Below are 21318 nucleotides of genomic sequence, written 5' to 3'. Positions count from 1 at the left end.
AATTGGCTTTCCGACATGTTATGTTTATTATTTGATCTTCTTATTATTTTTGTTATGCATCAATTAATTTTATTAATATAGCATCTAATTTTACCTTTAAATCAGTAATTTCTTCTTCGGTAATTCCAGTTTTAGAAATAATTTCTTCTGGAATTTTTAATGCTTTTTCTTTCATTTCAATTCCTTTTTCTGTTAACTTAATATAAACATTTCTTTCATCGTTTTTATCGCGTCTTCTTTCAATTAACCCTACATTCTCTATTTTTTTTAGTAAAGGCGTAAGTGTATTTGATGCCAATAGTAACTTGCTGCCAAGATCCTTAACTAGAATATCATCTTCTTCCCATAGCACTAACAATGTAATATATTGGGTATATGTTATGTTAAATTCATCTAATATAGGCTTATAAAGTCTTATTAATTCCTTGGAACACGCGTATAATGAAAAACATGCTTGATTTTTTAACTTTAAACTATCATACTTCATATTCTCATATTTCATCCTCTTCTCGTAAGATTTAATCGTGCGCGATTTGATTGTTGTATTGACTATATCATATATAATTATAAGTTTCAATATATTTTTTTAGCGTGATTAGCGCATAAACACCTATAGCATTATATCAATTTAGCTCGTTTTATTTCTAGCTAGATCAGTATCATGTGTAATTTTTTTCATCCAAATGTTCACATTTCTTTTTATTGTTTTAAATCCCATAAAATCATCCTCCTGCATACTAACCTATTTAATAACATTATAATATTTAAAATTATTAAGTTCAGTAACATTTTATACCTAAAAAAGTTTATTGCATAAAGGGATATTTGATTCCTAATATTCTGAATCAAATATCCCTTTCATTATTCCTAAAGTTTAATTTTACAATAACACAAATTTTATATTTATAGAAGATATCTTTTATTGCTTTGTAATTCCTATTCTCGTTAAATACTTATAATCTTTCCAACATCTCATAACTCAAGGTACGAAATACCTGACAATAATTTTGAAATCCATTCTGCCCGATAATATAAATATTTGGCATATAGTCCATTCTTGTTTTTGAATACATAATACGTTCCAAGCCATTATCTACAGCTGTATGATTGCTTAAAGCAACATCTACTTTTTTACGTATTGCTTCACATATAAAGTAATCCAATGACTTGAGATATTGTTTCACTTCATTCTTTGTCCACGGTGGTGTCGTACCACCCCATAATGCTGCCATATGGATTTCTCCATCTTCTTTTACAGGGAATATGTAACTTAATCCTCCCGGAGTATGACCAGGTGTACCGTATACATATATTGTTTTATCACCTAATGTTATAGTATTACCATCCTGAATATAAGCATCAATTTTGTAATCTTTCCACGTTTCCGGTCTATCAGGTTTTGTTGGATGCTCTTTCCAAAAAATATCATCTACTTCTGAAAGATATGTATCAACATTATATTTTTCAACAAACCATCTCCCACATCCTGTATGATCAACATGTCCATGCGTCAAAACCAGTTTTTTTATTGTATCAGGATTCCACCCTACATCTTTAATCGCACCTACTATTGCCTCAAAAGCTTTTTTCACTGGCCAAATAGCATCTATTACTATCAACCCATCACTTGTCTTTAATACAAAACAATTTGTTTGTTTTTGTGCAACAATTAGCAAATCGTCAAAAATCTTAGCATGAGTAAAAAATGACATATCCTCCATTGCCTTGATTGTTTCTTTTGTAATAACTGGTTTATTTAATCTTTTCATTTAATATACACTCCTCTGTACAATATTAATTTTATAGTTGCACAGAGGATAAGCGATTCTTTGGATGCATACGTAAAAATATTTTCATGATTTCACCTTCTCCACAAATTACTATTTTTATTACTCAACCTTAAATTGGAATTTATCCGCTTCACATTATACTCATAATATCTTCTTAACAGAGAATAGAAAATGAGGCACATCAATGCCCCGATAATGCTTGATAAACTTAGCAATACAAGTCATTCCATTTCGTATTGCTACATTTTGTGAAGGTATATTTGTATCTCTAATAATAGAATATACTTCTTTAGCATTCAGTTTATCAAAGGCATATTCTTTACAGGCGATTGCGGCTTCACTTGCATATCCGTGATGCCAGTGTTCTTTTTGAAAAAGATAACCGACTTCCATTATCTTGTTACTATTGTAATCTTGCATTGTCAATCCACATTGTCCTATCACTGTACCCGTTTCTTTCAGAACAACCGCCCATAACCCAAAGCCATGTTCTTTATAACGTTCTAATTGTCTGTCAAGCCATCCTTGAACCTCATCACTACTAAATGCACCCTCATATGCATACATTACATCATCATCCTGTAAAATTTTACAAAGAGCCGAAAAATCTGCTTGTGTCATTTCTCTTAAAGCTAATCTTTGAGTTTCTAATCCCATGCTATTACCTCCTATAATTGCTTCAATTATTTTTATTATTTTGATCATTAAGTTGATGAATAATCTTATTTAACTTTTCAACTATAATACAAGTGCAAACAATAATAACACCACATAAAGTCACTACACCAGCATAAGTAAATGTATTTGGAAATATTTTCTCAAATATCAACATTAAAAGAAAATTAAAAATATAAAAGCTAATCATTGCCACAATTCCGTAAAAAACTTTATCCATATGAAAACACCATCTCCTCACAATAATTTACTATTCTGCATTAATTATAGCATATTTTGTAAAAATCGCATTATCTACAAATTAAGTATAAAAAATATTGCAAATACATTTTTTCCATGGATAGCACGATATTCTAATTTAGTATTGAATTTTTTAGATATCAATAATATATAAAAAAAAGTCCTATATCTCATTAATAAATTGGAATTTGTTAAGAAACTCCTTTCTTATAATTTATCTTTTTCAAAACTTGTGTTTTACCAAAAGAAGAATACAATTTTCTTGTTTTTTCCTCCCATGCAGATATTGAAAGTTCTTTCACACCTTTGCTTATTCCTCTTTTAATACATTCAGAAATTACTATTTTGGCAAATCCTCTATTATCATATTCCTTTTTTGTAGCAACAACCTCTACTTCCATAAACTGATTGTTTTTATCTAAGAGACCCATACAGGTTGAAACTGGTTCACCATTTTCATTCAGTAACAACACACAAAATTCGGGAAGTATTATAGGATTTTTCCTTGCATATTTGTATGCGTGGTCAAGTATTTCATCATAAATACCATTAGGATTAAATGCATAGAATCTTAAAAGTTCTGCCTTATCTTCATCTAAATACTCTTTTTGAGATGTTAAAACGAACTCATTTGGTATTGTTATATTTGGTATAACAATATCATCTGAACTGTAAGTACATGTGACATCAGCATCACCAGAACAAATGAATCCGTTTCTTTCAAGAATATATTTTTGATACTCATCATTCACAGGGAGGGTTATAACATACGATTTATTAAAGTTTCCACCTTCTAACAAAAATTCAGTCATTGACTGTAATAGTTCTTTCTCTTTCTTAGAAAGAATATAATAACTTTCTCCAAAATTTTCAGTTATAATTATCCCACATAATTCATTAGAATCATCAAAAAATAACTCTGACTGTTTTTCAAATAGTGAATCAATTTGACTTTCTTTACTCCATCTACCATATTTCCATCCAAACAATCTACCTAATGACCAATCACACAAATGTAAACTATTCAAGTATGAAACCAATACGTACATCTTATTGAAGTCATCAGATTTTTCTATATACGTTCTATGATAATACATCTCTACCTCACCTCTTATGAATGTTGTTCTTGTCCATATCAACCGAAATGGCATAACCAACTTCGCCAGCACCTATAATGTTAGTTCTGTTATTACGATCCTTTTTCATACCGTTTCCCTCCATTAATATCAGTTTAAAATTTATTTCATAAAAATTAAATTTGAATAAATACTGTTTTCTGGTTCACCATTTTTAATGTATTCTGCTGAAACAGTTTTTCTATAAAAATTCTCTGCTTCACTAACCCATCCTATAATCGAGTTGGTCATAACTATTTTGTAAATAGCATACTGCTTAATTATCATTTAATCTAACTTCTTAATTTAAATACAATTACTGCATATAGTTATTTACTAATTCATAACATCTCTTTTTTGTTGAATCTGCTAATGATAGAGAATGATTAACTGGTTCAAGAGTTCCACCTTTTGCTTCGTCTGCTGCATTTTTTGCATCACTTTCTTTTTGAGATATCCATGCTAATTCTTCTTTTTTTAATTTTTCCATATCACTAGAAGGCAAAGTCTTCTGCAATTCCTTGTAGATTTCATTTAATGCATCATCCCAAAATTTATACTGTGCTCCACTTGAATTTCTCATATCTTTTGTGGTAATTGTATCATTGAAATTATAATCCTTATCTATTTTTGTTTGAATATCATTAAGTTTTTGTGTGTAATAATCTTTTTTATCAGTTTTATTAGTAGTTGTATCGTTAGTTTTTTGATTTGCATCCTTGGTTTTTGACTCTTTAGATTCATTGTTGTTATTTTCTTTATCTGATGTGTCTTGTGTAGACCCTAAACTATCTTCTTGTTTTGCTTCTACAGTACTACCGCTATCACTTTCTTGATTAATTGGCTTACTTAAACTACATCCAACTATAGAAAGTGTACTGGATATAATCATTACAATAATAATAAGTTTTTTCATTTTTTGTTCCTTTCTTACATTTACATAATTTTTATCTACTATTGATGCACTAATTCTACATTTTGAGTAGATTATATGAATAATTAGAATTTGAAAGTAATACACTTAATACCTTGGTTAGATACAATATTTGAAATTATTCCACTTTACTTATTTTATTTTCTCTCCAAATTCCTCTAAGCTCTCAGCCCTCGCCGCAATTTTAGTCCAAAACTTTAATACATCAATATTATCTTGTTCATTTATAAGATCAATTAAATTCTGTGGCACATTTTAGAGTTCGCTTAAACTATCTATTATAGTTTCTTTTAATACTTTTATCCCCCCTCTTATTATATCTATTGAAATCCCTGTGCTCTATGCTACAATTTCTTTCTTAGCCAATTTGCCAATGTCTTCATGTAATATATTCACTTTCTTCAGGTATATATTGACCTGTAATCTCTACCGCATTACCGTCTGGGTGTGCAACTTGAAAATAATAATATGGCATTACATTATTTACATATTTAACCTTAGTCACTAAATCGCTTATATTTAGATTTATTATTCTTTCTCGCTCTTTTTCTAAATCTTCAACCCAAAAATTTAATACAAACTTATTGGTGTTTTTTGCCTCTGCTATAGCAACAAGGTTATCAAATTTATCAACATATTGTCCCTTATGTATTGTTAATTTAGGATTTTGATTATCAAATGAAATATGAAATACCAGTTTATAACTATATATCTATTTTTAATTGCTTATGGTTTCTTATTATCAATATCATTATTTTTGCTAATTTATGTTTCTCGTATTTAAAAATATTTCTTCAACTCATCAATTGAATTTATCTCAAATATTTCTGTTCCTATAACTTCTATTACATCTTGCGGCAGCATCATTATCTTCTTTTTATATTCTTCTAATGCTTTATGCCTTCTACATCCCATGGTATCGGCTTGTATTTCAGAAAATATTTCTTGTAATATTCCAGCATGAATTTTTTATACAGTCTATGCATTTAATTGCATTTTAATTAACAAATGTACTACGCAATTCTATTTTTGCCAATTTATAAAGATTAATCATACAAATACATTATATATTGGAAATAACATTAATCCAATATATAATAAACACTTCTTCCTTATATGTTTAGACGCATAACTCATATGTAAAACTCCATTCATGGACATTATACTTATAAGCTCATATTTTTTATCCTTATGCAGGTTCAAATGGCTTGAACTATTTGAAAATGATAAAGAATCAGTAAAAGTTAAGAATTTTATGGTTCAATGCAATGTAGCCTATGCTTACACAAAAACAGCAGACTCTAGAGAAAGAGAGACAATATTTGTATAAATATATACATTATGTTAAAATAAATGTTATAATTAGATCATAAATTAACTATAATTTACTGCACAATTGTAGCATTATCATGAATTGTCTATAGGGGGGGGATTTAAATGTATAATCATGCACGAAAAGATTATATCTGTCCATTTTGTTTAGTTGTTGGGGGTGTTGAAAACGAACATGTGCTGACTAAACAAGCAGACATTGTGTATACGGATAATTACATAACGGCGTTCATTAGTGCAGGCCAGTATAAGAATAATAAGGGTAATGTAATTATTATTCCTAATAGTCATTTTGAGAATATTTATGATTTACCTGATGAAATTTCTGCAATGATTCATAAATTAGAAAGGAAAATTGCTATTGCACTTAAAGAGGTTTACAAGTGTGATGGAGTATCTTCAAGGCAACATAATGAACCTTGTGGAAATCAGGATGTTTGGCATTATCACTTGCATGTGTTTCCAAGATATAATGATGATAATTTGTATTTAACTGACAGAGAGTCATCAAAACCAGAAGAACGAATTGAGTATGCCAATAGGTTGAAAATTTATTTTAAAAACATTGATAAAGATAGCCTGTAAATCTAAATGAACAATTACACAATTTTAAAAAAGGCAGATTAAGGGAAGTCAAAATGGCTTCCCTTAAAAATTCATATATTTTCAACACTATTCTAAAACATAGCCATTTTTAAATATTCATATAAAACTTTACTTATATGAACACATTTTAATAGATAAATATGTATAAAGAAAACTATTAAAATATAAAAATAGTTAAATATTTATAGGAAACATCAGAATTTAGCTATTATGATATAATTTTGACCTTCTTATTTTTTTAGTTTCTAAAAGTATGAGAATGCTCTCCTGTGAATTAATAATAATCTTCTCGTCACTCATATTATTAATGTATTTATGAGTAATTTCTAAAAATTATTATTATCACAATGGTGGCGTGAAAAAAAGCAATTAACATTTATAATTTAATGTTATTACCTTTTAATTAATATTGTTCATCCCATCATTAAATTTTAAAGTATTTATATTAGCCATGAGAATCTCATTATAAATCACTTTATATTTTATCTGTCACAATTAGAAATTGTTTTTTTTATTTCATCCCAAGAAATCGGAGTGTAATTAATTCTTTCTACACATGCGCAAAATGAATGTTTTGAATAATCAACATACATCTCATTTCCATGTACATGTCCATAAATATTTGCATATGGCATATTTTTGTTTAAATATAATGGTTTATGAGAAACCATCCAAAATTCATCTAAAATTATAGGATATTCAGATACCTTATCAAATCCACAATCATAATAATACTTTTCTAAGTTATCATCATGATTACCCATAATCAGTATCTTTGTTCCTTTTAACTTATTACATATCTCTGTAGTTTTTTTGCATATTGTATAAAGAAAAATCACCAATCATAAAAACCTTATCCTCATCAGTTACAACATAATTCGTAAGCGTCAAAGAATCGACGCGTAGCGGTAGTATAATTTAAGTGATAAAATAAACCCAACAGAAAAACTTATATTCTCTGTTGGGTATAATTTTATATAGAAATAATTATTTGGTAGTCTTAACGCGCAGTTCATCTGGAATGCTTTCAGACCATGGCATACATTTTTCTAGTATGTCCATTTCCTTAACTTCTGAATTTGCAAACATTTCAAATAAATATACTAAATACTTTTCCACTGCTAAGCCATTGGCTTTAGCCGTTTCAGTAATACTATAAAGTAATGCACTTGATTTTGCGCCTTTTACTGTCTTGGAGAACATCCAGTTTTTTCTGCCAATTACAAATGGTTTTATAGCTCTTTCAGCTGCATTATTATCAATTTCAAGACATCCATTTGTCAAGAAAGTTCTCATATATGGCAACAACTTTTGAGCATATGCAAGAGCTTTACCTAAAGGACTTTTAGGAAGAGCATTAACAATTTCATTATCTACATATTCTTGAAATTTATTAAGAATGGGTGCAGATCTCTTGAGCCTTATTGCATGTCGATCACCATAATAATCATCACTACATATATATTGTTCCCTTAGATCTTTTTCAACTTTATAAAGTCGCTCACAATAATTAAACCCTTCTATTGCGTGAGACTGCTTTAGAGCTTCGGGGTTTAAGGTTGATATTATATCAAAGAATTTTCTTCGAATATGGGCCATACAATATAGTCTTTTTATATTCTTAACTTTATTATAGCCATCATATCCATCTGTTTGAAGATATCCAGAGAAACCTTCAAGAAATTCTTCAGCACAAGAACCAGATCTTGTTTTCTGATAATCATATAAAATTATATGGTTCTCTATGCCTCCGGAGCGATATAGCCACATGAACCTTTTTGAGTTGGAGTCTTTTCCATTTTCCTCAATAACCTTCACATAAGTTTCATCGGCGTGGATATAATTTCTTCTTAAGAGTTCCTCTTTCATATAATGAAAAACAGGCTGAAGTTCATTTGCACAACTTATTATCCAGTTGGATAATGTCTGTCTTGAAAGATTAACATTCATCATCTTAAAATATGATTCCATTCTATATAATGGCATTGCATATTGATATTTCATGCTCACAACATGAGCTAATAATTCATTTGAAGCCATACTTTTATATAAGAAAGTATTTGGAATTTTTGCAGAAATTATATTGGCTTTATCAGCATCCGCTTCGCAATTTTTGCAAGCATATGTATATGAAATATGTTCTTCTATGTAAAGTTCTGCTGGCTTATATTTTAAAATTTCTTTTGATTTTTTACCGATTATAATTAAATCATTCCCACATTTATCGCAAAATGTTTCAGAGTCAGCAAGTTTATGCTCAATTGTAACTCTATCTAGGCCGGATAGATTATCTTTCTTTCCTAAATGAGAAGATGATTTTTTTCTTGTATATGTAATTTCTTCAATGGAAGGCTCATCTATTTTAATATCACTGTTTTTTTCAGCATCATTAAAAAGTGAGAGCTGTCTTGAATCAACTTGTTCACTAGATTGTCCAAAAATTTTTCTGTTTTTATTAAGGAGCTGTCCTTTAAGAAAAGCCAATTCCTTTTTTAAATCATCAATTTCCTTATCTTTTGATTCAATGTCTTTTTCCATTTTAGAAATCAATAATTTTGTTTTTTTATCAAGTTGATCTTCTAAATCTAAAATATCCATCCCTATACCTCACAACAAATATAGGGGTATTTTACCACAAAACCCTCAATTCCGAAACTTGTAAAAGTTCAAAATTAAGGGTTTACAGCGATATTTGTTTTAAAAGCTATTTCTTACTTCAATTGGCTTAAATTTAGACTTAGTTCTAACTTCATATCCCATAAGCAACCATTTCAATTCCTCTTTGTTGATTTTAAGAGCTTCGTCTGGAGTCATCGGCCATTTCAATTTACTATTTTCAAGTCGGAAATAGTACAGCCAGAATCCTTCATCAAAGTGAAGTATCTTAATTTTATTCATTTGCCTATTGCAAAAAACAAACAAGGCTTTTTCAAACGGATCCAACTTTAGCTGCGTTTGCACAATCACTACTAGTCCATCAATACTTTTTCTCAAATCTGTTATTCCACATGCAAGATAAACTGTATTAACTTTATTAAGATTAAACATTTGTAATCAAATCCTTAAGCAACTTACTCAAAATAGCTATTTCATTAGCCGGTACATATATTTTAGCGGCTCCTATTTCTATTATTATATTAGGTCTATCAGCTGGAACTACGGTGACTTCAGTTGTTACTTTTTCTTCTCTCATTGAAATTGCATGAAACTGTAAATTATTATCTTCATTCTTGAATTTCTTTTTATAGTAATGAAATTGACTTTTAGTAATGTGATTTGCATTGCAGAAAGTTCCTAACGTTCCTTCGTAAGAAGAAAAGGTAGCAACAATTTCTCTCCAATTTATCTTCTCATTATTATTCATGTAAATAAACCTCCATTGTTAAAATCTATGTTAATTTTAACAATAGAGACTTACATTTATCTATCCGTTAATTTTTTTACGCTTACCATAATTCCATCTATTGATTAGTTCTCTATCCATATCTTCAACACTTTCAAATGGCCTTTGCTCATAATCAATAATTTGACTATCTCCAAAATGTGTATCTCCTATAAAAAATATCTTACTCATTTTTTTCTCCTTATAATAAAATAAACAGCCTAAATTAGAACTATCCGAAATTAATTATAGCATAATCTTTTAACCTCATCTTTAACATAGCTGCGCCACCTATAGAATAGAGTACATTTCCTTGGATATTTTAATGTTCTATATAAGACGGATTAATTGATTTTAGATAGTTGTCAATTACTTTAATATCTAAGTTACCTTTTGTAACATTAAACTCTTCTCCATTAATATCAATTGGATTATTAAAAGATATATCCATTACCTCTTTATCATTGATATAGAATAATGCCCTATGTAGCCATCCTGTTACTACTGGAACCATCTAAATATCCCGCAAATTCTTTAATCTTTTGTTTATCTTCAACCGTTACTGTGTCATTTTTTAATGATCCGTCGCAAAAAACTATTTTTGTAATATCACCGAATTTCACACTAGCTACACCACTTATTGTTGTGGCGTTTGGATTAACATTGGATAAACGTATTGAACTAGTTCCTGCAATTTGATTCCATGCACCATCTGAACCTACTGTAAGTCCATCTATTGTCGCATCGTGAGCCATACTTCCATCTGAATTTAAATAGTACGATTTACCACCATACTTTATCCAACCTGTTTTCATATATCCATCTTGTCCAAAATAGTACCATTTTCCATCAATCTCTTTCCAGCCGACAGAATATGAAGTACCTTCTGTATTCCACCAACCATTAGAATCTTGTTTCCATTCTGCATTTGCTCCTATTGGATTTAATACTAATATTGAAGATAGTATTAATAAACTCGCTATTGTTTTTGTTAATTTCGACCTTCTCATTATTTCCCCTCCTGAAATGTTATTTAATGCAATAATATATAAATTATTATATTGTTTTCTTTTTTTATTCTTAACTTTTTTACTTTTTAAATTGTAAAACATTTAAATTTAAACCCATTTTTCTTTTTAAAAAGAAAAAAATATTTATTTACCATGCCTAATATCGCCTTCTCATCATTATCCTAACGGATATATAAATATTAGGTACTTTTATTTTAAATTGCATTTTAATTATCAAAGGTACGACGCAATTCTATTTTTGCCAATTTATAAAGCTTAATCATACAAAATACATTTAATATTGGAAATAACATTAACCCAATATATAATAAACACTTCTTTCTTATATGTTTGGACCCATAACTGATTCGGATAACTCCATTCATAGACATTATAATTATAATAGAAAACATTAAAATAAAACCAGTAACTACAACAAAGCCTATTATTGCATAAAAGTAAAATGGTAATGCTATAAAAGGCATGAATATCATCATTAAAACCCCGACTAACAAATATCCTATGCTATCTATTGGATGCATTATTATATTCCCTAAAGTAGCGTGATTATTACTGATGAAATATAAAACACCAGTTAAAAAAATACTGAATAAATCAAATTACCATATATACAATAACTAAGTAGTCTCTTACCTGAATCTAAAATGAGTAATTTTTTAGATTCATCGGCTTCCTTAGTAAAATAACAAACTGGAAATAAGTTCAATCTAATTAAACTGAAAATAGAAATAATAAGAATTTCTAAAATAATTATTAACAATGTAATAGCCGCAACATTTTCCTTAAATGGTCCCCCAATACGCAGTAATATAATAATTACATCTAAAACTCCTAGCGGTATCACAATCATCAAAATTATAGGTAATACTGTAATAATGCTGTACCCAGTAAATAGTCCTCCAATTTTAATCTTCCCTACAATAAGCAAATAACTATAAACCGCACCAAAAATACTTATAGCAACCATAATCAACAAACTTAACACAATTTTAACCCCTCTTTTATTTTATTTTATTTCATAAAATAAAATGTACTAAAAAAATTTCGTCTTATTTTTCTGCTTATACTTTAGAATCCATAATAACAGCGTTACAAATTTATGAATATTATTTTTACTTATTCTATAATGTCATCATATGGTTATAGTAATAAAATTGAAATGTTAAAGTATATACATTCATGCTTTAAGCTACCCATTATATGAATAGCAGAAGTTTAAATATTTTTCTATCTTATCCAAACTCTCTATGTCTAGAATATTTTCTCTAATTTCACAGAATAACTACTAGAAAAGCTAACTAACTAAATTGATATAATATTATAAAAAACAAGGAGGATACAAATGTTTGAAAAAGATAGCTATGAAGAAGATGTAAAGTTATTTGAAAAAGTGATTTCTACACAAGCAGACGAATTATTATCTAATGAAGACCTAGCTGTTGCTTATATTGGTCGTTCAACATGCCCATTCTGCCGTAAATTTGCTAAAAAATTAAGTGGCTTGACTAATAAAATTAACATAACTATTTACTATGTGGATAGTGCTGATTTGTCAGATAATTCAATCAACTCATTTAGAGAAAAATATAATATTGTAACTGTACCAGGATTTATTGTTAGTAAAAATAGAGGTTCGTTGCGATTCTTCAATTACAGAGGACAAAATATTAGATCTGTTAAAATAAATAATCAACTAATTTAATTACTATAAACTAAAGATACGCTAATTATAATAATACAAAAAGTGTGATAGTACTTTTCTATGGTAATCGTAAAAAATTTAGCACTTTTAATATTTTTAAAGGTAGTAGTTAAATATCCTAGTAAGGCATGAATAAGCTTTACTAGGATATTTTAATACGTCTAATGTCTCAAATTTGTATTATTATTGTTTAAACTTCAACCTCTAGTTATATGAATAATAAGAAGTTTCCTTTATGATTAAATACTCTTACACAGAAATTCATACATACTATATTAGAAGTACATAATGTGTATTTTTTTCATATAAGGTGTATACTTAAATTTATAAATTTAAGTATAGGAGAGTATATTTATGATGAAATTATTATCCTTTCTTCTAATGAAAATAGTATGCTTTATTTGGCTAATACTTTCACTCTATCTATTACTGGCAGGTATTAGTTTGTTTTTTAATATTTCTAAAAAATTTAATTCTTTTAGTTTAAAACTAAGTGGATACGATTCAATAAAATCGGTTAGGTCAATAACTTTTATTGCAATAGACAGGCTCATATTGGGAGTATATGGTGTTATTTCAGCCTCTATAATATTCTTTTTTAATGATTATCTTTCAAACAATTTTAAACTTGCATTAGCAGTTATATATTTCATATTTCGTCTATTAGATACAATCATACTCTCAAGATTAAAATAATAATATTACAATGTAGCCTTTCACTCTAGTTTTTTTATATCAAGGTCTTTATATTCCCTGATTTATTCGTTTTGTGCTATTGCTCTTTCAAAATAGGATGCCTTTATATCAAATCCATTTACATTAAAAATAAAATCTTTAATATTACCCATTCAAATTTTCTCATTCTAACTACCCCCGGTGCGTATCATCAGCCTAAAGAACTTTAAAGCTAATAATCATTTTAGCTTTTATCTTGTTATTAAGTTTAAAGATGTAAGTAACACATATATCTCATTAGTAAATTAATGAAATTCGATATTTTTATCATCAAAATATAAATATTATTTAAAAATTTTTTTGAACTTTGAATATTATTTTAAAGACCATATTTCCCTTGCTACTTCACTTAACTCTTCATCAAATACAAATTCTGATAACTTTATCAAGTTAATATTTTCACCTATTTCTTTCTGAATATTATTTTTTAATGCTTTTAATGCCAACTTTCCATGTTTATACCTATCTACATCTTTATTATATAAATCAATACATTCCATACAAATTCAAATGAATTAATTAGCACAATATTTTTGCTTTCTAAGAATTTCTTCTGTTCTAATGTGTGACTCCATGGTTAGTATAATCTCCATTTTCTTTCATAATTAACTCTAAATCTGCTTTAAGATGATTATTTAAGACTCTTCTAACATTAACACTATCACTCTTTTCATAAAATCTTAAAGCGTCTTCATAAGTAAGCCCACCCTTCATTTTCCTTTCAATTAACCTTTGTTTTAATAAGTCTTCATCCGCATAAATGAAAATACTATAATTACAAAAATCTTTTAAATCTCTCCATTTTTCCTCATCTGTTAGTAACCAATTTCCTTCAATTAAAACTATTTTTTTATTAACAAATATACTATTCTCTACAACATCATGAATATTTCTATCATATATTGGCCACATAACATTTTTCGTTTCTAGTTCCTTCAATTTAGCTTTTAATTTCTCTAGATCAAAGGTCTCTAGACAGCCTTTAACTTCACTCATTGGTATTTCATTTCCTTTTATATTAACACTGTGACTCCTTATATAATCAGAATGAAAATGAAATCCATCTAATCCTATAGCTTGTACTTCATCTATTCCTTCTACGCTTTTAGATAAGTACTCAAGAAATTGTGATAAAGTTGTTTTTCCAACTGCTGGAGGTGCAACAAGGAAAATTATGAATCGTTCATCTTTCTCCTTATTCATCTCCGTCCATTCTCTTAATACTGGAATAAAAATTTCATCTATACTTCTTTCAAAATAGGATGCCTTTATATCAAATCCATTTACATTAAAAATAAAATCTTTAATATTATCCATACAAATCCCGCCTTTATCACTTGCTTTAAATAAATTACAAATTATTCATTTATCAACGTTCAAGTCTTATTAAAATATACTTCCAAACTTCTTAGGACAATTCCCTAAATATTCATTATAATTCCCAGCTCCCTCATTCAAACTATTCACTTTCACCACATCATTACTCGTTGAAGAATGAACATACTCCCCATCTCCTAAATACATAGCCACATGTCCTGGAAAGAATATTAAGTCTCCTTTTTTTATATTAGCAAAAGGTATTTCTTTTACAGGAAATCCTTCTTTTATTTCTGCATCTCTATAAATTATTATTCCATTTAACATATATGCCATAGAACAAAGACCTGAACAATCTATTCCAAGAGGTGATTTTCCGCCCCATCTATATTGAGTTCCAAGATAGCTTAAAGCTGACTTTGCTAAGTTTTCTCTAAGCTTTTCTTCATCTTTTATTTCACAATCTATTTTTAAATTTGCTATAAAACTCTTTCTTATCCACCCAATTTCTGAGTTTGGTAATTTTACCTTTAAAAACATTTTATTTTCACTTATTTCACCTGTAGAAATTAAATTAGCTCCTCTTGTTACACTAGCAATTTCATATCCAGATGCTTCTGGTTTATTAAGTACATCTGAAAAGGAATTAATTACCGCAATATTTTTATCTTTTTCCCATTTTTTAGAAATCTCATCATTAATTATTAAATTATCTCCATTTATATAACCTTCATAATCATAATGAGTTCTTACATAAAACCAATTATTTTCAGCTTCTTTAAGTATTTCAACATTCATTCCAAATAAAACTTCATCAGTACTTTCAGAAGCTTCCTTAGGTTCACTTTTCAATACCACAACAGTTTTATTAACTACTGCATACTTCATAAAATCACTCCTCCCTTATACGCTTAACATAAGGTAGTCCTAATTAACTACCTTATGTTAAAAAATTATTCGATTAATAAGGTTAATTGTTTAGCATGATTATATCTAAAGCACAAGTATCTCATTATTTTTCGTATTTATTTTAACCATGGCTCCTAAAGGAAGACTCATAGTAGGCATACAATGCCCACAAGCTAAATTATAAATTGTAGGTTTGTTTTCTGGTAATATTAGTTCTTCAAAGACCTCCATTAAAGTTAAGCTATTATCACCTTCATTTGCTTTACAATCAGTCCATGCACCCAAAATAATTCCTGCTGCATCTTCAAATTTTCCGCATTGTTTTAATTGTAATAACATTCTATCTATTTTATATGGATATTCATCTACATCTTCTAAAAATAATATTTTCCCCTTTGTATCGAGCTCATATGGAGTTCCCATTGAAGAAACTATTAGCGAAAGATTTCCTCCAACTAATTTCCCCTTTGCCTTGCCTTCAACTAAAGTTTTAATTTCTTGTCCCTCTGGATTTTTAAGAATTCCTAGAGGCTCATCACTAAAAATGTTTTTCTTAAAATAATTCATCGTATAATCATCTGTTCCTTTATAGAATTCGGTCGAAGCCATTGGTGTGTGGAAAGTTATGAGTTTACATCTTTCATTAAATACACTATGAAGCGCAGTTACATCACTATATCCAGCAAATACCTTGGGATTTTTCTTAATCATATCGTAATCTAACATATCCAAAAGTCTAGAAGCACCATATCCACCTCTTATGGCAAAAATACCTTTAATGCTTTTATCCTCAAACATATCATTAATATCCTTTGCTCTAAGTTCATCACTTCCAGATAAAAATCCATGATACCCTCTGCAGCTTTCTCCAAGTACGACTTCTAAGCCTAAATCCTCCATAGCTTTAATAGAATACTCTATTCTATCTTGAGGTGTTGGACTTGACGCACCAATTAATCCTATTAAATCGCCTTTTTTTAAATGTTTTGGTCTTATCATTTACAACACTCCCCTTATTCACTAATATAGTTATATTTTTATTTAACCTAATAATAACTCCTTAACCATCATTCTACAAGCAAATTCTAAGATTCTAAGATTCTAAGATTCTGAAATTCTAAAGTTATTAAATTTTTTAGAATTTGCCAACATATATTTTCAATTAAGACTATACCAAGTTATAATTTATACAACCTCACTTGTATCTACTTCTATCATGTTCCCAGATATTTTATACAGATTAATTTCTTTTTCATTTGCAAGAATAAAATGCTCTTTTTCTATTTCAACAAACTTTGGTTTGTCTTCATCATAGCTATGACAACTTGAACTATATACCTCTATCTTCTTATTTTTTTCACGTCTTGGATCTGGCTGTGGAATTGCAGATAGCAGTGCCTTTGTATATGGATGTATTGAATTTCTAAATAACTCCTCTGCCTCAGCAAGTTCTACAATTCTACCTTTATATATTACAGCGATTCTATCTGCTATAAATTTAACTACAGATAAATCATGAGCTATAAAAAGATAAGTCAAATCATTATCTTTTTGAAGAGATGATAATAAATTTAATACTTGAGCCCTAATTGAAACATCTAACGCCGATATTGGTTCATCAGCAATTATAAATTCTGGCTTCATAACTAGTGTTCTTGCAATTCCTATTCTCTGTCTTTGTCCACCTGAGAATTCATGGGGAAATCTACTTGCAAATTCAGGTAATAACCCAACTTCAAGCAAAGCATCAAAAACAATAGCTTTTCTTTCCTCTTCACTTTTATAACTTTTAAAATTATATAAGCCTTCAGAAACTATATAATCAACTTTTGCTCTTTCATTTAAGGATGCCATTGGATCTTGAAAAATCATTTGAATCTTTTTTGTTATTTCTTTATCTAACGATTTAGGAATTTTACCACTTATTTTGTCCCCGTTATAAATAATTTCTCCACCGGAAACTTGATTTATTCTTATTATTGCTCTTCCTATAGTAGTTTTTCCTGAACCTGATTCTCCTACAAGTCCAAAAGTCTCTCCTTTATATATGTTAAAACTCACATCATCAACTGCTAAAAACTTATTTTTTTTATTACCAAATTCAACTTTTAAATTTTTAACTTCTAATAAAATATCTTTATTGTTTTTCATATGTCTAGCCCTCCCACTCATCAAACAGTTTTTTTAGAGCTTTAGGATATTCAACTTTTGGAGCTCTAGGATCTAAAAGCCATGTTTTAGCTTTGTGTGTTTTGCTAACTTCAAAATATGGGGGTGCTATTTCAAAATCTATCTTAAGAGCTTTTGGATTACGAGGTGCAAAAGCATCACCTTTTATCTCTTTAAATAAATTTACTGGAGTACCCTTTATTGAATATAATTCTTCACCTTTTATTCCTAGTTGTGGAAGTGAGGATAATAGAGCCCAAGTATATGGATGTTTTGCATTATAAAATATTTCTTCTGAAAGTCCAATTTCAACAATATCTCCTGCATACATTACTCCAACCCTATCTGCAACCTTTGCCACAACACCTAAATCATGAGTAATATAAATTATTGTGAGATTGTATTCCTTTTGAATATTTTTAAGCAAATCCAAGATTTGTGCTTGCATTGTTACATCTAGTGCAGTAGTTGGTTCATCGCAAATTAAAATTTTAGGATTACAACCAATAGCAATGGCAATTACAACTCTTTGCCTCATTCCCCCTGAAAATTCATGAGGATACTGATAATATCTGGTTTCAGGATCACTTATTCCAACATCCTCTAAAATCTTTATTGCAAGGCGTTTAGCTTCTGTACCTTTTAAATTTTGATGAAGCTCTATTCCTTCTTGCACTTGCTTTCCTATTATTTTAAGTGGATTTAAAGATGTCATTGGATCTTGAGAAACCATTGCAATTTCTTTTCCTCTTATTCCACGCCAATCTTTTTCAGATTTGAATTTAGCTAAATCCTTTCCTTTATATATAATCTCGCCACTATCAATATATCCATTACTTTCAAGTAAACCAATAAATGTTTTTGTGAAAACAGATTTACCTGAGCCTGATTCTCCAACAATTGCAAAACTTTCTCCTTTATATAAATCTAGTGAAATCCCTCTAATTGCATTAAGTACATGTCCTCTAAGTTTAAAATTCACTTTAATATCCTTAACAGAAAGTATAACTTCTTTATTATCTTTTGATTTAGAATAATTCATTATAATCTCCCCTATACATGATTTTTAGGATCTGCAGCATCTGCAAATGTATTTCCAATTACATAAAAAGCTATAGTTATTATAGAAATTACTATACTTGGAAAAATTAATTGATATCTGAGTGTTGGTGTCATCATAAGTATCCTTCCTTCATTAACTAAATTTCCTAATGATGGAATACTAACTGGAAGTCCAAGCCCTATATAAGTTAAAAATACTTCCGACCCAATTGCTGTTGGAATTGCAAGAGCTATTCTAAGCATTATTACAGATACCAAATAAGGTAACAAATTTTTAACTATTATTCTTTTGGTAGGTGTACCTAAACATCTAGATGCTAAATTATATTCTCTATCTCTAATTATTATTATTTGATTTCGAACAAATCTAGCCATTTGAAGCCACCCAGTAAGGCAAAGTGCAAATATTATCGTACTTATACTCGGCCTTAATACATAAGTCATTAAAATCAATATTATTGTTGTTGGAATATTATCTACAACATTATATATTTGAGTAATTAGTATATCTAATTGTCTTACATATCCCCATAAAGCACCTATAAATATTCCTACAACTGCTTCAAAAAGACCAACTGCAAAACCAATTAAAAGAGATGTACGTGTTCCACTCCAAATTCTTGCCCACAAATCTTGACCAATCGAGTTTGTCCCAAACCAAAATTCAACAGATGGAGCTACATTTTTATCTTGAACACCCGTTACTGAATTAATATATATTTCAGTAGCTGACTTTTGATATGGCAGAAAAGGTTGAAGTATTGTAAACGCAAGTACTACTATAACTAATATTAATAGGGAAAATGCTACTTTATTCTTAGTAAATGAATTCCACGTTGATTTCCAATAAGAATAATTTGAATATCCTATTTTTTCAGCCTCATTATTATCAAATTCTGCAAATTCAAATAAAGAATTACTAATGTTATTTCCGAGGTTATTTATTTTATCACCATTAAAACTCATTATCTTCCACCTCCAGTCTTTTCAAGCTTAATCCGAGGATCTGCTAAGGTCATTGCAATATCTCCAAGCACAAGTCCTAAAATTCCCAAAGATGAATAAATTATTACGAGTCCCTGTACTAGTGAATTATCTTGCCTTTGAATTGCATCAACAAGAAGTCCACCCATACCTGGAATTGAATATAATGATTCAATATATATAGATCCAGCTATTGTATAAAGAATAGAAGCTGGTAGATATTGTGCCATTGGCACAAATGCATTTCTTAGAACGTGATGAGCCATGATATTCTTTTCACTTACTCCCTTTGCCCTTGCAAGTTTTACATAATCCCTATTTAATTCATCCACCATATATCTTCTCATCCACATGGCATATCCAGCTGTATTTACAAGAGACATGGATATTGCAGGTAAAATCCAGCTTGCAATATTATCTTTATCAAATAATATTGGTAGCTTTAATGTATTAGTCACGTAGAGCTGAATAGCTAAATAATACACGGCTGCAGGTACTGCATTTATAATTACTATATATCCAGTTCCTAATTTATCAAATATACTATTTTTGCGTCTTGCCATGATTATTCCCATGCTTACTCCAACTACTAGAGATAATCCTACAGCTACAAGTCCAAAATATAAAGAATAAGGTATTTTTTGTTTTAATATTTCACTTACCTTAATATCAGGTCTATAAGTAATTGATTTACCAAAATCTCCAGTAGCTATATTTTTATAAAACTTTCCTAGTTGAACTATTATAGGATCTCTAAGACCTAAATTTGTTAAAATTGTTTCCTTTTGAATATTACTCATTTTATCAGCATTTGTTCCTAAGTATCCTTCTTCTGGCATCAATCTAAGTAATAAAAATACAACTGTAATTATTAAAATTAAGGTAAATATTGATTGAGCCAGCCTTTTAAAAAGATATTTAATCATTGTCACTCCTCCTTTGTTGCTCTTTATGTAAAAAATATCTAGTTATAAATTTCCGAAAATAAATGTTAGTATGTAATTTATAAATAATACTATTTTATAAATGTTGCAATTAACCTCCTACATTCAAACACCACTTGCCGACTTATATTAGGTTTCTTAATTATAAAATCATTAACGCATCTTATATAGAAGCTCTAAACCATATATATATAATTTAAAAATAAATATTATATTCTTATTCAATAAAATTAGGCTGCCTTAAAGTAAAGATCACTAATAAAATTTTTATATCAGCTAATTATTAATGCATATTGCATAAGTTTATAAAGCTCACAAAATATTTCACATATCCTTAACTGTAAGACAGCCACTTAATATATTACCCCTATTCCAAGTTATACTATGAAAA

29 protein-coding genes and 1 pseudogene are annotated in these 21318 nt (G+C 28.8%); 4 read left to right on the top strand and 26 right to left on the bottom strand.

All coding sequences use genetic code 11. The features are described 5' to 3' along the window. Positions 1 to 52 precede the first annotated feature (52 nt). The 9 genes from psyc5s11_RS12550 to psyc5s11_RS27875 form a co-directional block, all read right to left on the bottom strand. Positions 53 to 487, bottom strand: a complete 435-nt coding sequence (locus tag psyc5s11_RS12550; RefSeq protein WP_224037903.1) for a MarR family winged helix-turn-helix transcriptional regulator — start codon at positions 485 to 487, stop codon at positions 53 to 55. A gap of 466 nt (positions 488 to 953) precedes the next feature. Then, complete coding sequence (locus psyc5s11_RS12545) at positions 954 to 1769, bottom strand: MBL fold metallo-hydrolase (protein ID WP_224037902.1); 816 nt, start codon at positions 1767 to 1769, stop codon at positions 954 to 956. Between the two features lie 162 nt (positions 1770 to 1931). Further along, on the bottom strand, positions 1932 to 2447 hold the full coding sequence (locus psyc5s11_RS12540; protein ID WP_224037901.1) for a GNAT family N-acetyltransferase: 516 nt from the start codon (positions 2445 to 2447) through the stop codon (positions 1932 to 1934). 22 nt (positions 2448 to 2469) lie between these two features. After that, positions 2470 to 2685, bottom strand: coding sequence for a hypothetical protein (locus tag psyc5s11_RS12535; protein ID WP_224037900.1), 216 nt, complete (start codon positions 2683 to 2685; stop codon positions 2470 to 2472). 211 nt (positions 2686 to 2896) lie between these two features. Then, on the bottom strand, positions 2897 to 3802 hold the full coding sequence (locus tag psyc5s11_RS12530) for a GNAT family N-acetyltransferase (RefSeq protein WP_224037899.1): 906 nt from the start codon (positions 3800 to 3802) through the stop codon (positions 2897 to 2899). 141 nt (positions 3803 to 3943) lie between these two features. Continuing rightward, complete coding sequence (locus psyc5s11_RS12525; RefSeq protein ID WP_224037898.1) at positions 3944 to 4108, bottom strand: hypothetical protein; 165 nt, start codon at positions 4106 to 4108, stop codon at positions 3944 to 3946. A 28-nt stretch (positions 4109 to 4136) separates the two neighbouring features. After that, a complete protein-coding gene (locus psyc5s11_RS12520; RefSeq protein WP_224037897.1) occupies positions 4137 to 4736 on the bottom strand; it encodes a lysozyme inhibitor LprI family protein in 600 nt (199 codons plus the stop codon). Between the two features lie 397 nt (positions 4737 to 5133). Further along, entirely contained in the window at positions 5134 to 5259 is a 126-nt protein-coding gene (locus psyc5s11_RS27880) for a hypothetical protein (protein WP_258712448.1), read from the bottom strand. Positions 5260 to 5534: 275 nt separating this feature from the next. Continuing rightward, complete coding sequence (locus psyc5s11_RS27875; RefSeq protein WP_258712447.1) at positions 5535 to 5669, bottom strand: hypothetical protein; 135 nt, start codon at positions 5667 to 5669, stop codon at positions 5535 to 5537. A gap of 253 nt (positions 5670 to 5922) precedes the next feature. Between psyc5s11_RS27875 and psyc5s11_RS12515 the strand changes: the two are divergent. Continuing rightward, positions 5923 to 6084: pseudogene (locus tag psyc5s11_RS12515) on the top strand (IS1595 family transposase); the annotation flags it as partial. A gap of 107 nt (positions 6085 to 6191) precedes the next feature. After that, positions 6192 to 6671, top strand: coding sequence for an HIT family protein (locus psyc5s11_RS12510; protein ID WP_224037896.1), 480 nt, complete (start codon positions 6192 to 6194; stop codon positions 6669 to 6671). Positions 6672 to 7174: 503 nt separating this feature from the next. Here psyc5s11_RS12510 and psyc5s11_RS12505 read toward each other — a convergent pair. From psyc5s11_RS12505 to psyc5s11_RS12465, 9 genes are all read right to left on the bottom strand, one after another. Then, complete coding sequence (locus tag psyc5s11_RS12505; RefSeq protein ID WP_224037895.1) at positions 7175 to 7456, bottom strand: metallophosphoesterase family protein; 282 nt, start codon at positions 7454 to 7456, stop codon at positions 7175 to 7177. Positions 7457 to 7679: 223 nt separating this feature from the next. Next, a complete protein-coding gene (gene tnpC / locus psyc5s11_RS12500; RefSeq protein ID WP_224033632.1) occupies positions 7680 to 9290 on the bottom strand; it encodes an IS66 family transposase in 1611 nt (536 codons plus the stop codon). 99 nt (positions 9291 to 9389) lie between these two features. Next, the gene (tnpB, locus tag psyc5s11_RS12495; RefSeq protein WP_224033073.1) at positions 9390 to 9740 is read right to left on the bottom strand and encodes an IS66 family insertion sequence element accessory protein TnpB; all 351 of its coding nucleotides are present in this window, start codon (positions 9738 to 9740) and stop codon (positions 9390 to 9392) included. Next, a complete protein-coding gene (tnpA, locus tag psyc5s11_RS12490; RefSeq protein WP_224033074.1) occupies positions 9733 to 10056 on the bottom strand; it encodes an IS66 family insertion sequence element accessory protein TnpA in 324 nt (107 codons plus the stop codon). The genes tnpB and tnpA overlap by 8 nt, the downstream gene beginning before the upstream one ends. 60 nt (positions 10057 to 10116) lie before the next feature. Then, positions 10117 to 10266, bottom strand: a complete 150-nt coding sequence (locus psyc5s11_RS12485; protein ID WP_224037894.1) for a metallophosphoesterase family protein — start codon at positions 10264 to 10266, stop codon at positions 10117 to 10119. 130 nt (positions 10267 to 10396) lie between these two features. Further along, positions 10397 to 10588 carry a hypothetical protein gene (locus psyc5s11_RS12480; protein WP_224037893.1) on the bottom strand — a complete coding sequence of 64 codons (192 nt, stop codon included), beginning with the start codon at positions 10586 to 10588 and terminating at the stop codon, positions 10397 to 10399. Then, positions 10557 to 11084, bottom strand: coding sequence for a cell wall-binding protein (locus psyc5s11_RS28090; RefSeq protein WP_311196433.1), 528 nt, complete (start codon positions 11082 to 11084; stop codon positions 10557 to 10559). Before psyc5s11_RS28090 ends, psyc5s11_RS12480 begins: the two co-directional genes overlap by 32 nt. A 227-nt stretch (positions 11085 to 11311) precedes the next feature. Continuing rightward, positions 11312 to 11626 carry a hypothetical protein gene (locus psyc5s11_RS12470; protein WP_224037892.1) on the bottom strand — a complete coding sequence of 105 codons (315 nt, stop codon included), beginning with the start codon at positions 11624 to 11626 and terminating at the stop codon, positions 11312 to 11314. A gap of 53 nt (positions 11627 to 11679) precedes the next feature. Then, positions 11680 to 12090 (bottom strand): hypothetical protein, encoded by a 411-nt coding sequence (locus psyc5s11_RS12465; RefSeq protein WP_224037891.1) that lies wholly within the window; start codon positions 12088 to 12090, stop codon positions 11680 to 11682. Between the two features lie 357 nt (positions 12091 to 12447). Here psyc5s11_RS12465 and psyc5s11_RS12460 point away from each other — a divergent pair, with 357 nt between their 5' ends. Both psyc5s11_RS12460 and psyc5s11_RS12455 read left to right on the top strand, forming a co-directional pair. Next, entirely contained in the window at positions 12448 to 12807 is a 360-nt protein-coding gene (locus tag psyc5s11_RS12460) for a thioredoxin domain-containing protein (protein ID WP_224037890.1), read from the top strand. A gap of 354 nt (positions 12808 to 13161) precedes the next feature. Further along, positions 13162 to 13503: a hypothetical protein gene (locus psyc5s11_RS12455; protein ID WP_224037889.1), complete on the top strand. Its 342-nt coding sequence runs from the start codon at positions 13162 to 13164 to the stop codon at positions 13501 to 13503. 353 nt (positions 13504 to 13856) lie between these two features. Here psyc5s11_RS12455 and psyc5s11_RS12450 read toward each other — a convergent pair whose 3' ends face one another. The 8 genes from psyc5s11_RS12450 to psyc5s11_RS12415 form a co-directional block, all read right to left on the bottom strand. Next, on the bottom strand, positions 13857 to 14042 hold the full coding sequence (locus psyc5s11_RS12450; RefSeq protein WP_224037888.1) for a hypothetical protein: 186 nt from the start codon (positions 14040 to 14042) through the stop codon (positions 13857 to 13859). A gap of 58 nt (positions 14043 to 14100) precedes the next feature. Then, a complete protein-coding gene (locus psyc5s11_RS12445; protein WP_224037887.1) occupies positions 14101 to 14859 on the bottom strand; it encodes a nucleoside/nucleotide kinase family protein in 759 nt (252 codons plus the stop codon). A 69-nt stretch (positions 14860 to 14928) separates the two neighbouring features. Further along, entirely contained in the window at positions 14929 to 15747 is an 819-nt protein-coding gene (locus tag psyc5s11_RS12440; RefSeq protein ID WP_224037886.1) for a C40 family peptidase, read from the bottom strand. 105 nt (positions 15748 to 15852) lie between these two features. Next, positions 15853 to 16767: a S66 peptidase family protein gene (locus psyc5s11_RS12435; protein ID WP_224037885.1), complete on the bottom strand. Its 915-nt coding sequence runs from the start codon at positions 16765 to 16767 to the stop codon at positions 15853 to 15855. A 186-nt stretch (positions 16768 to 16953) separates the two neighbouring features. Then, on the bottom strand, positions 16954 to 17919 hold the full coding sequence (locus tag psyc5s11_RS12430) for an ATP-binding cassette domain-containing protein (protein ID WP_224037884.1): 966 nt from the start codon (positions 17917 to 17919) through the stop codon (positions 16954 to 16956). 4 nt (positions 17920 to 17923) lie between these two features. After that, a complete protein-coding gene (locus psyc5s11_RS12425; RefSeq protein ID WP_224037883.1) occupies positions 17924 to 18979 on the bottom strand; it encodes an ABC transporter ATP-binding protein in 1056 nt (351 codons plus the stop codon). Positions 18980 to 18990: 11 nt separating this feature from the next. After that, positions 18991 to 19965: an ABC transporter permease gene (locus psyc5s11_RS12420; protein ID WP_224037882.1), complete on the bottom strand. Its 975-nt coding sequence runs from the start codon at positions 19963 to 19965 to the stop codon at positions 18991 to 18993. Then, positions 19965 to 20909 (bottom strand): ABC transporter permease, encoded by a 945-nt coding sequence (locus tag psyc5s11_RS12415; RefSeq protein WP_224037881.1) that lies wholly within the window; start codon positions 20907 to 20909, stop codon positions 19965 to 19967. Before psyc5s11_RS12415 ends, psyc5s11_RS12420 begins: the two co-directional genes overlap by 1 nt. Positions 20910 to 21318: the final 409 nt, after the last annotated feature.

The sequence above is a fragment of the Clostridium gelidum genome (assembly GCF_019977655.1).
In the GTDB taxonomy this organism is placed as follows: Bacteria; Bacillota; Clostridia; order Clostridiales; family Clostridiaceae; genus Clostridium; species Clostridium gelidum.
Note: the sequence above shows the minus strand (reverse complement) of the source record. Positions and strands in the feature narration are given on the sequence as shown.

Excerpts from the sequence above, each read along its gene's own strand:
- psyc5s11_RS12550 (WP_224037903.1), bottom strand. The coding sequence starts at position 487 with ATGAAGTATGATAGTTTAAAGTTAAAAAATCAAGCATGTTTTTCATTA.
- psyc5s11_RS12545 (WP_224037902.1), bottom strand. The coding sequence starts at position 1,769 with ATGAAAAGATTAAATAAACCAGTTATTACAAAAGAAACAATCAAGGCA.
- psyc5s11_RS12540 (WP_224037901.1), bottom strand. The coding sequence starts at position 2,447 with ATGGGATTAGAAACTCAAAGATTAGCTTTAAGAGAAATGACACAAGCA.
- psyc5s11_RS12535 (WP_224037900.1), bottom strand. The coding sequence starts at position 2,685 with ATGGATAAAGTTTTTTACGGAATTGTGGCAATGATTAGCTTTTATATT.
- psyc5s11_RS12530 (WP_224037899.1), bottom strand. The coding sequence starts at position 3,802 with ATGTATTATCATAGAACGTATATAGAAAAATCTGATGACTTCAATAAG.
- psyc5s11_RS12525 (WP_224037898.1), bottom strand. The coding sequence starts at position 4,108 with ATGATAATTAAGCAGTATGCTATTTACAAAATAGTTATGACCAACTCG.
- psyc5s11_RS12520 (WP_224037897.1), bottom strand. The coding sequence starts at position 4,736 with ATGAAAAAACTTATTATTATTGTAATGATTATATCCAGTACACTTTCT.
- psyc5s11_RS27875 (WP_258712447.1), bottom strand. The coding sequence starts at position 5,669 with ATGGGATGTAGAAGGCATAAAGCATTAGAAGAATATAAAAAGAAGATA.
- psyc5s11_RS12510 (WP_224037896.1), top strand. The coding sequence starts at position 6,192 with ATGTATAATCATGCACGAAAAGATTATATCTGTCCATTTTGTTTAGTT.
- psyc5s11_RS12505 (WP_224037895.1), bottom strand. The coding sequence starts at position 7,456 with ATGGGTAATCATGATGATAACTTAGAAAAGTATTATTATGATTGTGGA.
- tnpC (WP_224033632.1), bottom strand. The coding sequence starts at position 9,290 with ATGGATATTTTAGATTTAGAAGATCAACTTGATAAAAAAACAAAATTA.
- tnpB (WP_224033073.1), bottom strand. The coding sequence starts at position 9,740 with ATGTTTAATCTTAATAAAGTTAATACAGTTTATCTTGCATGTGGAATA.
- tnpA (WP_224033074.1), bottom strand. The coding sequence starts at position 10,056 with ATGAATAATAATGAGAAGATAAATTGGAGAGAAATTGTTGCTACCTTT.
- psyc5s11_RS12485 (WP_224037894.1), bottom strand. The coding sequence starts at position 10,266 with ATGAGTAAGATATTTTTTATAGGAGATACACATTTTGGAGATAGTCAA.
- psyc5s11_RS12480 (WP_224037893.1), bottom strand. The coding sequence starts at position 10,588 with ATGGTTCCAGTAGTAACAGGATGGCTACATAGGGCATTATTCTATATC.
- psyc5s11_RS28090 (WP_311196433.1), bottom strand. The coding sequence starts at position 11,084 with ATGAGAAGGTCGAAATTAACAAAAACAATAGCGAGTTTATTAATACTA.
- psyc5s11_RS12470 (WP_224037892.1), bottom strand. The coding sequence starts at position 11,626 with ATGCATCCAATAGATAGCATAGGATATTTGTTAGTCGGGGTTTTAATG.
- psyc5s11_RS12460 (WP_224037890.1), top strand. The coding sequence starts at position 12,448 with ATGTTTGAAAAAGATAGCTATGAAGAAGATGTAAAGTTATTTGAAAAA.
- psyc5s11_RS12455 (WP_224037889.1), top strand. The coding sequence starts at position 13,162 with ATGATGAAATTATTATCCTTTCTTCTAATGAAAATAGTATGCTTTATT.
- psyc5s11_RS12450 (WP_224037888.1), bottom strand. The coding sequence starts at position 14,042 with ATGGAATGTATTGATTTATATAATAAAGATGTAGATAGGTATAAACAT.
- psyc5s11_RS12445 (WP_224037887.1), bottom strand. The coding sequence starts at position 14,859 with ATGGATAATATTAAAGATTTTATTTTTAATGTAAATGGATTTGATATA.
- psyc5s11_RS12440 (WP_224037886.1), bottom strand. The coding sequence starts at position 15,747 with ATGAAGTATGCAGTAGTTAATAAAACTGTTGTGGTATTGAAAAGTGAA.
- psyc5s11_RS12435 (WP_224037885.1), bottom strand. The coding sequence starts at position 16,767 with ATGATAAGACCAAAACATTTAAAAAAAGGCGATTTAATAGGATTAATT.
- psyc5s11_RS12430 (WP_224037884.1), bottom strand. The coding sequence starts at position 17,919 with ATGAAAAACAATAAAGATATTTTATTAGAAGTTAAAAATTTAAAAGTT.
- psyc5s11_RS12425 (WP_224037883.1), bottom strand. The coding sequence starts at position 18,979 with ATGAATTATTCTAAATCAAAAGATAATAAAGAAGTTATACTTTCTGTT.
- psyc5s11_RS12420 (WP_224037882.1), bottom strand. The coding sequence starts at position 19,965 with ATGAGTTTTAATGGTGATAAAATAAATAACCTCGGAAATAACATTAGT.
- psyc5s11_RS12415 (WP_224037881.1), bottom strand. The coding sequence starts at position 20,909 with ATGATTAAATATCTTTTTAAAAGGCTGGCTCAATCAATATTTACCTTA.